The following is a 12,614-nucleotide window of genomic DNA, read 5'->3' on the forward strand; positions in this document are numbered from 1 at the left end:
CAGAAGAATCCCAGACTTCTACAACATAATCATATAAACTATCTACAACATTATTTGTATTTGCAGGGTTATTATAGAAGAATAATGTTAATGCTGGTGTAGAGAAGTTAAATGTGCTTGTTGTATTACTTGTACTAGCATTAATAGGAGGAAGTAATGTTGATGTTCCTGCACTTGTACGATAATTGTAAACAAGATTATTTACAGAAGATTTAACATTAGTTGCACTATTAATTGCCCAAACATTTATCTCATAAGTTCCTGGTACAGCAGCATCAATGTCAAAACTATAACCAGAAATTTGTTGGGCATTTTTAAAATCCTGTTTATCTCTTCTCCAAGAGGCCACAAATGTCGCTTTATACTTTGCAGAATGATCTAAATCCCAATCCCAAAAAACATGAAGTTGGATATTTGAGTTTATTCCATCTGTAGAAGAAATAGGGCTGACTGATAAATTAACTACTGGTTCAACAGTGAAATCAGTAGGATTAACAAAATCCCCTGTAGGAACATCTAATACTATACCATCATCAACGTAATCGAATTTTCCCTCATCTCGTTCGATGCCAGCTATAACATAATAATCATCTTCTTTTTGAATCCCTGTTACAGTATAAAGTTTACCTTCTAATGGGCCATTAAGAATAATAACAGAACCTATGAAAGGGTCAACTTGACCTGTGAAGGATACAGAAGAAAATAACCCTGCTGTTTCATTAATAGTTTTATTATATAATGTTACTCCGTCAGACCCTGTAAAAGAAATAGTCCAAGCAGAAGCAGAGAGTGTAAATTCTCTATCAAGAACAAGCGTAGTTGTACCTGCTAAATATGAGTAAGATAAAATTACCCCATGTTGCATAGTTTGTCTATTTTCACTATCCATAACTTTGATAACTTCACCAAAGCGATAGGTTAAACCATGCAGGAATACTTTAAAAGATATAAACCTTGTGGTTATACAGTTAGTGTATAATGCCCATCTTGCTTTTCTTACTGCTTGAGCTTCATGCAGGCAACCAGGAAGAACAATATCAGAAGGTTGAAGGCTGTATCTATCAATTAAATCTTGCTCGAAAACAGTAGGAGTTGTTCCTGGTACACTTGCTGTAGAAGTATCTCCATAAGCATACCAGTCATTATAGGTTACATTAACTTGTGTTGTTCTTCCTTCAAGATCATTGGAAGAATAGTTAAATAACCCATCAATAACATTAGCATTAGTTACAAGTTTAGAGGGCTGGACATTAGGATGATCGAATATAATAGATATTTGCCCAAACTCGTTACTGCCAAGATTAGCATTACAAATAGATAGTAAATTTGCTAAGAAACTTGGTACATTATCTCTTGAAACAAATTGATAACCTACTGTATATCTTGGTATAGTTCCGCCAAAGCCATCATCAATCATCTGATCAGCATATTGAGAAAGTTCATAAAAACTAGCTTTATCAATATCAGCTTCAGAGATATTTAAGGCTTTAGAATCATTCAGGCAATAGAAAATAACCCACGCAATATTTGCTGTGAATTGTTTTACTGGATTAAAACCCAGGTTCCAATTTCCAGAGTAAACTCTACTTGTGGGATCGTAATTATTTGGGATTTTTACTTTAAGGAATTTTCCTTTAAGAAGGATTTCAGGAACCTGACCACCAAATTGATCCGCATTTCTTAAAATAATACCTACAAGAGCTGTTCCAGGATAGTTTAGATTCTTATAATAAATTTGTGAAATTCCAGCAACTAAAGTAGTATCGTTAATTTTAACACTTGTAGAATCTGCTGTATTTCTAACAACTTTAATATACCAACTTGATCCTGGAATATAATTTGAAGGTCTTTCTACCTGAACATCCCAAGCATAGTCAGTAGAGCTTTTTCCATTCTTTACTGTAGTTTTAGCTAGGGCGTAGGTTGAATTATTCGGGCTGGTGTAGATGCTTAATGAAACTTCATAGCCAACAAGATCACCATTTTCTAAATATTGTGAAAGTGCTTGCAAGACTAAAGTTACTCTTGCAGCATCAGCAGTAGAGTCAATAGAATAAGCTGGTAAAGTTATAGCTTGTTGAACTTCTATTGGAAAAGTTCCACTTAAAGGTGCTTCTGTATTTATAAAACCTGGAATAACAGTTTGATTTGTTGTACCTGTTCGTATTTCATAAGTTGCATCGAAAGCAGAAATAGGAGTTCTGTTTAAGTATATTTCATCAATTGAATTTATCTCTCCTTCACTAACTGCAAGAAGGATTCTAACTACTTGTACACTTTGAAGAGTATCATTAGTTTCAACAGGAGTATGTCCGCCACCGCCACCACCTTTACCACCTTCACCATATATATCTAATTCTTGCATTAACTTTCTACCGTAGTTAGGCTTGAAGAAATTAAAACACCGCCAGCAAAACCTTCACCGAAAGCAAGAGGAACACTACCACCTTGTTCTCGAATTAAAGGAGCGCCATTAAAAAGGTTACTATTGTTTTTTTGCGCTGAAGAAGGATCAGAAGAAAACTCTTTCGTTGGAGAAAGTAAGCTCATAACCATATTTAATGCCATAGAGATAGCTATATTTACAACTGCTGCTATAATAGTAGCTGCTGTTGCTCCTATAGTTACTCCAGCAGAAGCACCTATAGCAATAATAGCGGCAGCAGGAACTTCTCCTTCTATATCGGGAATTATTAATAGTAAAGGAAATTCAGCTAGATTAGATAAAATCACATCTGGCATTAAAGGAATAGGAGATTCAGTTTCATCAGAGGGAATAAGGATATATTTATAATTATTCTCAATAATATTATTTGTATATTCTTGCCCCTTATGGAGTTTCAATCCCGATAGAACCTCTTTAATCGACGATACTTCAAATTCAAACTCGTCAAAGTTATTTAAATCTTTAAATACTCTTACTTGCATGTCGTAATACCAAGTGGATTCTATCAATAAAATGTTCTATTCTTTCTTTTTTAGAGAGAAGATCTTGATGCAGGATAAATCCATTTTCATAAATTCCTAGATGATTTTTCTCAAAACCATGTGAATCAAGTAGAACTAAATCCCCATTTTGAAACTTATGTCCTTTAACATTATGCTTAATAAAACCATACTCTTCAATGTATTCACCGAAGATATTATTAAGTTTTCTTATATCTTTATAGTCTGTTTTAGCTTTATGATTATCAAGGATTATTCCAAATTCAAATTGGTAATAATCCTGTACAAGACTGTAACAGTCATTAATATACCAAATAAAAGGTCTTTGAAGGTAATTGTTATTCTTAACTCTTGGTATAGTTAAAGGGTCTGTAACACCAGTTCCTTCAGTTCCAAATATTAGCCAAGGAATACCACTTTTCTGTTGCCCTATTATATCACTAAATGAAGGGGTACGCAAGTCAAATATTTCAGGTGAGTTTATACTTCTGCAATGGGAATGATATATGTATTTTATATTTCCTACGTATTTAGTAATATCAACAGAAGCTATTTTAAAACTTTTAGTTGGTTCTTCTGCTATATTCTCTAATGGGATTACAAAATTATCAGATAATACAAGGCCGCAAGCCTCATTAGGATAGCTTGTTAATATATGTTTCCTAATCGGGATTATAAAATCTAAAGAACTCATATTATCCAACGTGTTTATTAATTGATAAACCTGGGAAATCTCTTCTTAACATTTGTCTTTTTGGTAAAAAGGCTCTTTCTTTATCAAGAGGACTTCGGAGTTCAAAAGTTAAACCTAATCTATTATGGGAAGTTTTCTTACCAATAAAATACTTTAATGGTGGGGCAGATATTCTAGTGGTAAGGTTAATATAGGGTTCAAAAGTTCTTATATAAGTAACACTAACTCCTACAAGATCATCATAAAGGAAAGATAGCGAGCCGAATAGTTTTATCAATTCTCCGTTTATTCCTCTAAGATTACCTATGTCTAGTGTTGGCCTTGCTGGAGCACCGTCAGAATTACTTTCTATTCCTGTAAGTTGGAATGGAAAAGGGTAGTAGATTCTTGGTGCAGAAAATTCATCAATACCAAAACTAAACTGACTTGTTGTATTTGTTAGATAATAAGTTGGTTGTCCTATAACTGAGCAATCTATTTCAAGAAGTTCTAAATAGGCCGGAGCTTCTGATTGGAGAATTACTTGATTTATTGTAGGAATAAAAGGGGATATTTGTAAACCCCCTGTTCCGTTTAAAATCTCACTATTGACTGTATTAGTATTCATAATTATTTATTATAATTCTGATGATACCCAAGCAGTAAAATTAGAGTCAACACTATTGGCAGTCTCTTGGTAAATTCTAGTTATCCCTGAAGCTGATTGCAATGTAGCACCTGTACCTGTATAGATTACTATATTACTTATAACCGGAGCAGCTCGTTTTTGTACTTTACAATAAAAATCTTTAAATATATTTGGTGTTACAATTACAACACCAGAAATAATTTCAAAATACCTTTGGCATAATGATAATTCAATTTGCAAAGGCCTTTGTTCAAAGGGAGTAGCAATAGTTCCTTCTTCTAATTGCACTTGAGCAATGTCAAATGTTCCTGATTGTTGACCTAAGTTATTAGTGCGAGCATTATAAGCTGAGCCAGCATCAAACCAAAATTGTAAAAAATAATAAGAATCATTGTTTGTTCCTAATGTACTTCCTGTAATAGATGGAAAGGTAACAGTTGTTGTAAATTTTTGCCATGTTGTTGAAAGTGAAAAAGTTGTTACTCCGATTCCACTAACAACAGGAGTAGGAGAACCCCCAGTTCCGAAAATTTGCCCAAAATCAACCGCAATATTTTTGCTGGTGTCAGCTTTAGCCCAAAATGATAGTATCATCGTTTTACCTGATGATAGTGCAACACCTTCTATAGAGTGTACTTTACTAACATTGTTAGTGGAACCAGCTACTGAAGTAACTACTGTACTACTAAAGTATTTTGGGTTGCCTGGAACTTCGGTTTGCCCAAGTGAGAAAGTTTGCTGTGTATTGGTTTTAGTAGAACCTGTGTTAATATTGTTCCACCTATCATCCGAACCGTACCCACTAGAGGTCTGACTTATACCACGTTGCCAAATATCAAAATTACCATTAATTATTTTATTTCTAAAACAAAAAGAAGAAGTTATAGAACTCTCTACTGAGTTAGATAAAGCTAAAGAACCTAAACCAAGGTTAGTTCTAGCGGTTGACGCACTAGCTAAATCAGAAAGATTGGAAGAGATTTTTAACTGAGCATCATTGGTAACATTACTTAGGCCAATTTGAGTCTTTGTTACAGTGTGAGGGTTACTGGTGTTACCAATATGTGATTGTATATTAGCATTAGCGGGCTCAAAAGCTGTACTTGCTTGCGTAGCTGCTGTACCTAAACCAAGATTAGTCCTGGCAGTAGTTACATTAGCTACGTCATTTAGATTTGAAGCAATTTTCAATGAGGCACTGGCTTCAGTAATAAAGGAACTTAGTGCTCCTGCTGTAACTCTCAACTGCACATTTGTCCCTACAGACCAGTTTCCTGGATTTGTTCCTTCTTGTCCTCTAACAATTGTGAAAGTATCACCAACTCTAGCAGTTACTTTAATAATCTCATGATTAACCTCAACACTACCCACAAGGCTAAAAAGAGTAACAAGAAAGAAATCACTTCCACCAACAGCAGGAAACTCTGCACCTTGGCCTGATTGAAGAGTTAAAGATAAATCTGTAGATGCAATTGAGGCATTAAGTAAACCTGCTGCATTATTAGTAAATAATTGTGCCATTTAAATCGCCTTAATCAAATCGTTGTATAATATGGGTTGTTATTTTATACATACCATTATTATTTAATGGGGTAGTATCATATTTACCATCGGGGACGTAGAACTTTAATTCTGTTACCTCATTACAAGGAGTCCAAGTTAATATACCAAAACCTTCTACAAGATCAAGGGAAGCTTCAACAGTATCTTTTTCAGCTAAAGTTAATGGCCCCCATTCTATATCATATTCTCTAACTTTTCGATTTAATCCATTACCAGCAGCTTGCATAAAACCGTCCCCATATTGAGCATATAGTGTTTTAGCTTTAACTGATTTTGGATTATCTATAGTAATCTTTGTAGGAAGTGGCATTGCTGTAGACATAATTTATCCGAATTTAGTCACACGATTGTTAATATTTCCTGGCCTTGCTGCTGAAGCAATTTCTTCTTTAGCAATACGTCTTGCTATTGTTTCTGCTATTTTAGCTGCATAAGCTGTATCATCTTCACTGGATGATCGATCAACAGAAACAGAAATGTTTATTATATTTCCGCCAGATTGGCCTTCTGAAGCTACACCAAGTTTACCATTCTTTCCTCTTTTTAAAGGTAGTACAGCTTCTGCTCCTGCTTCACCAGCTAATACACCTCCAGAGGCAAATGGAATAACTTTAGCTGAAGGGAATAAAGTAGGAGAAGAAAGGATTGATCCTGATACTTTAGAAAGTCCTGTTGCAGCTCCCCCATTAGCAAAAGGATTAGCATAACTTTGTAAAGCCCCATTTCCTTGGAAACCTCCTCCAAATAGACTACCTATCCCGCTAAAAGCACTTTTAAGTAAACCGCCTACAATAGCACTTCTAGCTTCCTGTGCCGCAATCTTTGCAATCTCTTCAATAACTCCAGAAGCAAAAGAAGAGAAAGCTTGTTTAGCATTCATTGCTCCAGTGGCAAAACCTACGAAAGCTTTATCAAAGGCAGAACCAAGGATGTTTTCAAAATATAAACCAACTGTATTTGCAGAAAGTTTAAATTGGTCTAATTCTTCTCGACTTTTTCTGATTTTCTCTGCAAGTCTATCATAAGCATCACCAGAAGGAGATTTAGCAAGTATTTCTATATCTATAGCTAAGGACTTCTCTTTATCAGCTATAATTTGTTTATTTATTTCAGTGATGCGCTGTGCAGCAGAAAGTTCAGAAATGGCCCCAATATTTTTAAGTATATTTGTTCTGTTTATACTCTCATTATATTTATCTTGTGCTATTTGTAAATCTGCAACATTACGTTCTTGGTCTTTCTCTAACCCTAAAGAAGTCCGTGTATTAAATAATTTACTTAAAGTTCTTGTATCTTTCTGAGCTAAAGCTTTGTCAATGCGTTCTTTATTTTGTACATCAAAGTTAATTAATGCAGCTTCTTTAGCTTTTCCTACTGCCTGAAGATATTCAACATCAACCTGTTGAACCATTTTATTATATTCTTCATAAGCTTTTGTCTCTTCTTTTAATGTAGAAACATAATTCTTACTTTCAGCATTAAGAACTTTTTTGTATTCTGTGTTTAGCTGAGCAATTTTAACGGTATCTTTTTGTGCAAAAGCTATTTTAAGTTCTGAGTCAAGTGCTTCTTTTTGTGCAGCAATATCATTAGAGAGTAAGTTTCTTTTTGAATCAAAATAAGTAGAAATTGATAAGGCATTCTCTCTATAAAGTTCATCAAGAATACCAAGACTTTCAGTAATGCTTCCTCTAATTTCAGTTAAAGAAGTTTTAAAATCTTCTAAACTCCCTCTATAGGCGGCTTTTGTTGAAGAAGCTGCTTTATTACCTGCGGCTTCTATAACAGTATTAATCCTATCTAATTGATTTTTAGCATTAGATACAATTTCAGGATCAAAAGAAGACAAATCTTTTTTGAAATCTTCAATAGCTTGAGAATATTTTTGTTTTAACTTAGCTTGAGCACCTGCTATTTTACCTTGTGTAGCAGCTACAAAATCAATATCAAGTTTACTAAGTATTTTAGAATAGTCCTTAGTTGAAGTAACTATAGTACCTTTTGTTTTCTCTGCTGATATAGTTAATTCTTTAGCTACAGTATCTTTAGCTTCAGATAATTTTAAACTTAATTCATTATATGTGCTATATGCTTTTTGTATATCTTCTGTGGAAGCTGTAAAAAAGCCTTGACTATATCTTTCATATCGAGCTTTAGCTGCATCAGCTTTAGATTGCGCTTCTATAACTCTTTGGTCAGCTTGAATTGCAGCTTTCTTTTGGTCTTCAGGAGAACCTGAGATAGCTAATTCTCTTGATTTTCTATGTTGCTCTGCTTCTTTATCTAAATCAGCTAGTTGTGACCTAAAAGAAATTAATTTAGATGTTAATACTCCGATTTCAACAATAGCTGCTGTAAATATATTTTGTTTAACTATAGTTCCTACTTTTGTTAAAGCTATTCCCATAGCTTCTGTAGCTGTAATAGCAGAAGTAGTAGCAAAAGTATAAGCATTAATAGCTATTCTAGCAGCAGCATATCCCGCAACAGCTCCAGCTAAAGCTGCTATAATATCTTGGACAGAGGTTTTTACTTTATAAGAATTTGCAGCAAATTCAGCAAAACCATTCACTGATCCAGAAGTAAATTTTAAAATACCTATAAGCATTTCTGAAGTGCCTTTATAGATATTTTCTGCTAAAGTTGTCCAAGCAGTTTGTACTCTACCTATTTCTGCATTCATACCTTGAGAAGCTTTAACAAAAGCCTCTTGTCCATAAGTATCTGCTAATGTACGGGATAAAGCTATAACAGCATCATGTGCTGATATAGAACCTTTTTTCATATCATCGTATAACTTAGCAACAGTTATATTTAATGCTTTGGCTTGTTCGTTGGTTACACCAGGAATAGTTTGTGATAACTGTTTAGTTAATTCTTCAGCCTGTAATTTTGTTTTATTAAATATTTGTGATAATGCCAGATAAATACTGGAAGTTTTATCCCCAGATAGATGGAGTGTAGTGGAAACAGTATTTATATTTTTGAATATTTCTCTTGTAGTTTCAGCAGATTCACCAGCAGCAATAAAAGAAGCGGCAGCACTAGCATAAGTTTCTCTTAGAACTTGAATAGATAAACCAGTTCTATCTGCTTCTTCTCGTAAAAAAGTTAATTCTTTATTTGCGCCAGCTAGAGAGCCAAAGGATGCTGTTAACGATGCTGTCGCTGACTCAAGATTTATACCTGCTCTAGGTATTGAAAGTAAACCTTCTCTAATAAGGTATAATGCTTTATTCCAGATTTCATAAGCCCCAATTACAGCACCAACATGGGTAAAGAGAGATTTATGGTGTTGTACTGTTTGCTCTAATGCTTTATTATGGTCTTGTACTTTTTTAGTTTGCTCTTCTATTACTTTACCTGTAGCGTAATTAAATCCCACTGGCGCAGCTACAGAAGGTACATTTCTTGAGTCTATAGAAGAAGCTGCTTTAGAACCAGTACCATAGTTAAAACCTGGTGCGGCTTTAGCAGCAGCTTTTTTAGTTCTTTCTTCTATTTGATCAAACATAGCTGAATACATCCTATACCTAGAGGCATAAGAGACTTTAGCATTAAATTCTTGTATATCTAACTGGTTCTTCTCTTTGTTAGTATGGAGTTTATTTAAAATCTCCACACTGTCATAATATTGTTTTACTACAAGATCTTTTCTGGTGTTTTCAGAAATTATATAGTCTTTTAATTTATCTAATTCTTTTTTCCTAAAAAGAGTCTCGTTTTCCGCAAGGTTTTTTCTAGTAGCTATAGCTCGCTCTGTAGCAGCAGTTATTTGCTGTTCAAGGTCTATTTGATTCTGTTTTCTTTTTGCAGCAAATTCCTGCATTTTTGCTTCAACAAGAGCAAAATCTTTTAAAGCTATTTCAGAAGCTCTCCCTTGTTGTAAAGATGCTGCTGCGGCTGCTTCAGCAATTCGTTTTTCTGCTACAGTACCATAAGTATTAGATTCTCTAATTGGTGAGTTTGTTTTAGCTAAGCTAGAAGTACCTAAATTTTGAGCAAATGATTGTAACTGAGTTAAGCTTTTTAACCTTTTCTCAGTTTCACTAAGTTCTTTGTTGTAATCTTTGATTATTTCAGTACCAAAGATTTGTTTTAACTTTAAATTTGCCGTAGTATTATTAAGGTCAGAAATAATTCTACCTGTTTCACGAATCTTATCAATTCGTTTCTGCTCAAGTTGAATTATCTCTTGTTGTACTTTTGAAGTTGTTTCCAGTGGGGTTACGGCAGATTGTAACGCATCCCTTAAAGCTTTTACACCTGTTGTATCAACTTGTAAGGATAATTTAAATGTTCTATCTGCCATAACCTACTCGCTTGGTGGAACAATTACATTAAGAAAACCGCTGTGGATAAACGGTATTTTTGATAGGCTTTCTTTTAGAGGAAGTTTTTCTTCTTTAAGAAGTTCAAGAAGAATATTTTCAGGAAGAAGATATACTTCATTAAGATAATCTTTAGCAATTTTATAAATTTCAAAAAGTTTACCATTATTCTCAAAGAGATAAAATACCTCTATTTCATCTTCCTCTAGTATATCATCTGTAGATGCGAAAGTCAAGCCTGGGAAAGCAGATTTAGATTCTTCTAATTCCTTTTTCTTCTTTTCTGCTTTGTTATTTTCCTCGGCAGTTAAGATTATCTTTCCCAGGATTTCTCCCGCTTCTATTAGTTTTTTAATTCAGCTTCCTTAAAACTTACATTGTAGAGAGATTTAATAAAGGCAGAGAAGAGGGAGTTCTTCCAAGGAGCAGATGATAGATAATATTCTAGGAGGACGACTAAAACATTATCAGCTTCCTGGAAGAACTCATTCGGTTTTGCCGTTCTTGTATCTTCAATAACCAAGTCTTCAACATAGACCCCACCATCGTAAACTTCAAGAACAGCATTTTTAATATAGAGGATTTCATTTTTAAGATACTCAACATACTGGTCTTCTGTTAAGTCTTTAAATGAATTAAGTTTAACTTCAACTTCTTTAGTAGGATAGCGTTTAAAACCTACAAGTAAAGATGAAACTTTACCTGAAGCATCTTCAGCTTCTACAGGCATTTCGATGAAAGGAGATTGAAGTTTGATATAGAATTGTTTTGCCATTTTGGGTGTCCTCACAAGAATTAAAAAACCTGCTAGCAGATAAAGTTATTCCCTTCATGGTAATAGTTCTTTATCTGAAGCAGGCCGTGTTAAATTATTGATAAAAAATCATTGATGTTCCAGTGTTACGGAAAGTAACATCTCGGCCAAGATATGTTGCAACTTTACCTTGCTTATCTGTAGCAAGTTGAAGTTTATCCCACATATAAGCTACAGTAGTACCAGCAGAAGAACCGCCGAATTTAATAATACCAGCAAAGAATTTAGTTACATTTTCAGTTGGATTAAATACACCTACTTCACCTACTTGTGGTTCCAACATAGTTACATTAACGTCTGTTGGTGTAGCACCTTTAGCAAAACCTTGGTCACAACCTGTTAAATATCGTTGATAATCAAAACCAAAGAAATTAGGTGCATCAAGAGTAGAGAAACAGAAAGTTGCTTCAGCAGTATCACCTTTACTTGCTAAAATTGTTCCTGTTGCTGTACCAGTACCAGTTGTACCTTTAGCATAGTAAACAATTGTAGATGCATCTAGAATATAACCAACAAAATCACCATTCAAAGTTGCTGGAGTTGCGCCAGAAATACGCAAACGAATTAATGAAGCTGTCAAACCATGTGGAGCAGAAAATGTAATAATAGCTTTAGCTTTTGCATAGGTTACACTTGTAACTGTACCAGCAGAAGAATAAGTAGGCACTACACTCATATCAAGTAATTTTGCAGTTTTAACAGTTGTATAAAGAACTGAAGGAGCTACATTAGTTACCTGTGTACCGAAGTTTGCTGTTTGTTTAGCTGAAGCAACAGGATCATCAGCATTACCTTTAAGTGCAAATTTTAATGTTGGTACTTCACCCAAAGATGCGTTAACATCAACAGTACCGCGTAAATCCCAAAACTTATAAAGTTTATCATTAGTTGCATCATCAGGAGAAGCAAACCGTACATCTGCTGTAGCATAATCTGGAGATTCACTAGCATTATCTACCCATACTGTATTATCTGCCGCAACAGCAATATTACCACCACAAGCTTGAAATAGTTTCCATAAAGAAGCTGTATCAGGATTGATAGCAGAAGTTAAAGAAGCTAGAACTTGTTGGAAAGTTGTAATACCAAGATCAATGTAAGTATCTTTAGTGTAGGTATATTCATCGCGACTTAAAGAATCACCAAGATATTGAAATGCTCCAGTATCTCTAGTTGTATCTGATGAAATCTCTGTACAAGCAATAGCAGTAGTTGAGCCAAGTGATGCTGTTGCTACTTTATTTGCTGAACCTGCATCTGTTTGCAAGCCAACATAAACAGCTTGGTTTCGTTCGTGAAATTTAATTGCCATTCATTATTCTCCTACGTCAAGTGTTTCTTCTACAATTCCTGTAGGAAGGGCTAAGGAAGCAAGTAATTGCCCACATGTACTTTCAGGCATTACAGTTGGTGTTACTGGAGCATATTCTTTTTCAGTATATGTACCATCAGGATGTTCAATAACAAATGACATTTTTACCTCGTCACAGTGGGTTTAAAATACTATTAGTTGGAAAACCTATTTTCCATTCTGTAATGTACCAGAAAGTTCCATTAGATAAACCGATTGGTTCACCATTTACATAATTAAATGAAGTTCCTACATAGGTAGAAGGGGAAGGATTATAGGATTGTAAG

11 protein-coding genes are annotated in these 12,614 nt (G+C 34.4%); all 11 read right to left on the reverse strand.

What is annotated here, in order from left to right; all coding sequences use genetic code 11:
- Positions 1-2,365: phage tail protein (locus M0R47_RS20405; protein ID WP_292558197.1), on the reverse strand; the 2,365-nt coding region annotated here is incomplete at its 3' end.
- Entirely contained in the window at positions 2,365-2,928 is a 564-nt protein-coding gene (locus M0R47_RS20410; RefSeq protein WP_292558198.1) for a hypothetical protein, read from the reverse strand. The genes M0R47_RS20410 and M0R47_RS20405, both read right to left, overlap by 1 nt.
- Complete coding sequence (locus M0R47_RS20415) at positions 2,909-3,640, reverse strand: NlpC/P60 family protein (RefSeq protein WP_292558199.1); 732 nt, start codon at positions 3,638-3,640, stop codon at positions 2,909-2,911. The genes M0R47_RS20410 and M0R47_RS20415 overlap by 20 nt, the downstream gene beginning before the upstream one ends.
- Position 3,641: 1 nt before the next feature.
- A complete protein-coding gene (locus tag M0R47_RS20420; protein ID WP_292558200.1) occupies positions 3,642-4,247 on the reverse strand; it encodes a hypothetical protein in 606 nt (201 codons plus the stop codon).
- Positions 4,248-4,256: 9 nt separating this feature from the next.
- A complete protein-coding gene (locus tag M0R47_RS20425; protein ID WP_292558201.1) occupies positions 4,257-5,789 on the reverse strand; it encodes a hypothetical protein in 1,533 nt (510 codons plus the stop codon).
- 10 nt (positions 5,790-5,799) lie between these two features.
- Entirely contained in the window at positions 5,800-6,153 is a 354-nt protein-coding gene (locus M0R47_RS20430) for a phage tail protein (protein WP_292558202.1), read from the reverse strand.
- Positions 6,154-6,156: 3 nt separating this feature from the next.
- Positions 6,157-10,143, reverse strand: a complete 3,987-nt coding sequence (locus M0R47_RS20435; protein ID WP_292558203.1) for a tape measure protein — start codon at positions 10,141-10,143, stop codon at positions 6,157-6,159.
- A 3-nt stretch (positions 10,144-10,146) separates the two neighbouring features.
- A complete protein-coding gene (locus M0R47_RS20440) occupies positions 10,147-10,398 on the reverse strand; it encodes a hypothetical protein (protein WP_292558204.1) in 252 nt (83 codons plus the stop codon).
- Positions 10,399-10,505: 107 nt separating this feature from the next.
- Positions 10,506-10,937 (reverse strand): hypothetical protein, encoded by a 432-nt coding sequence (locus tag M0R47_RS20445; protein ID WP_292558205.1) that lies wholly within the window; start codon positions 10,935-10,937, stop codon positions 10,506-10,508.
- Between the two features lie 94 nt (positions 10,938-11,031).
- The gene (locus M0R47_RS20450) at positions 11,032-12,288 is read right to left on the reverse strand and encodes a hypothetical protein (RefSeq protein WP_292558206.1); all 1,257 of its coding nucleotides are present in this window, start codon (positions 12,286-12,288) and stop codon (positions 11,032-11,034) included.
- A 3-nt stretch (positions 12,289-12,291) separates the two neighbouring features.
- Positions 12,292-12,450, reverse strand: coding sequence for a hypothetical protein (locus M0R47_RS20455; protein ID WP_292558207.1), 159 nt, complete (start codon positions 12,448-12,450; stop codon positions 12,292-12,294).
- Between the last annotated feature and the right edge of the window lie 164 nt (positions 12,451-12,614).

The organism is Methylobacter sp. (assembly GCF_023227905.1).
GTDB lineage: Bacteria > Pseudomonadota > Gammaproteobacteria > Methylococcales > Methylomonadaceae > Methylobacter_A.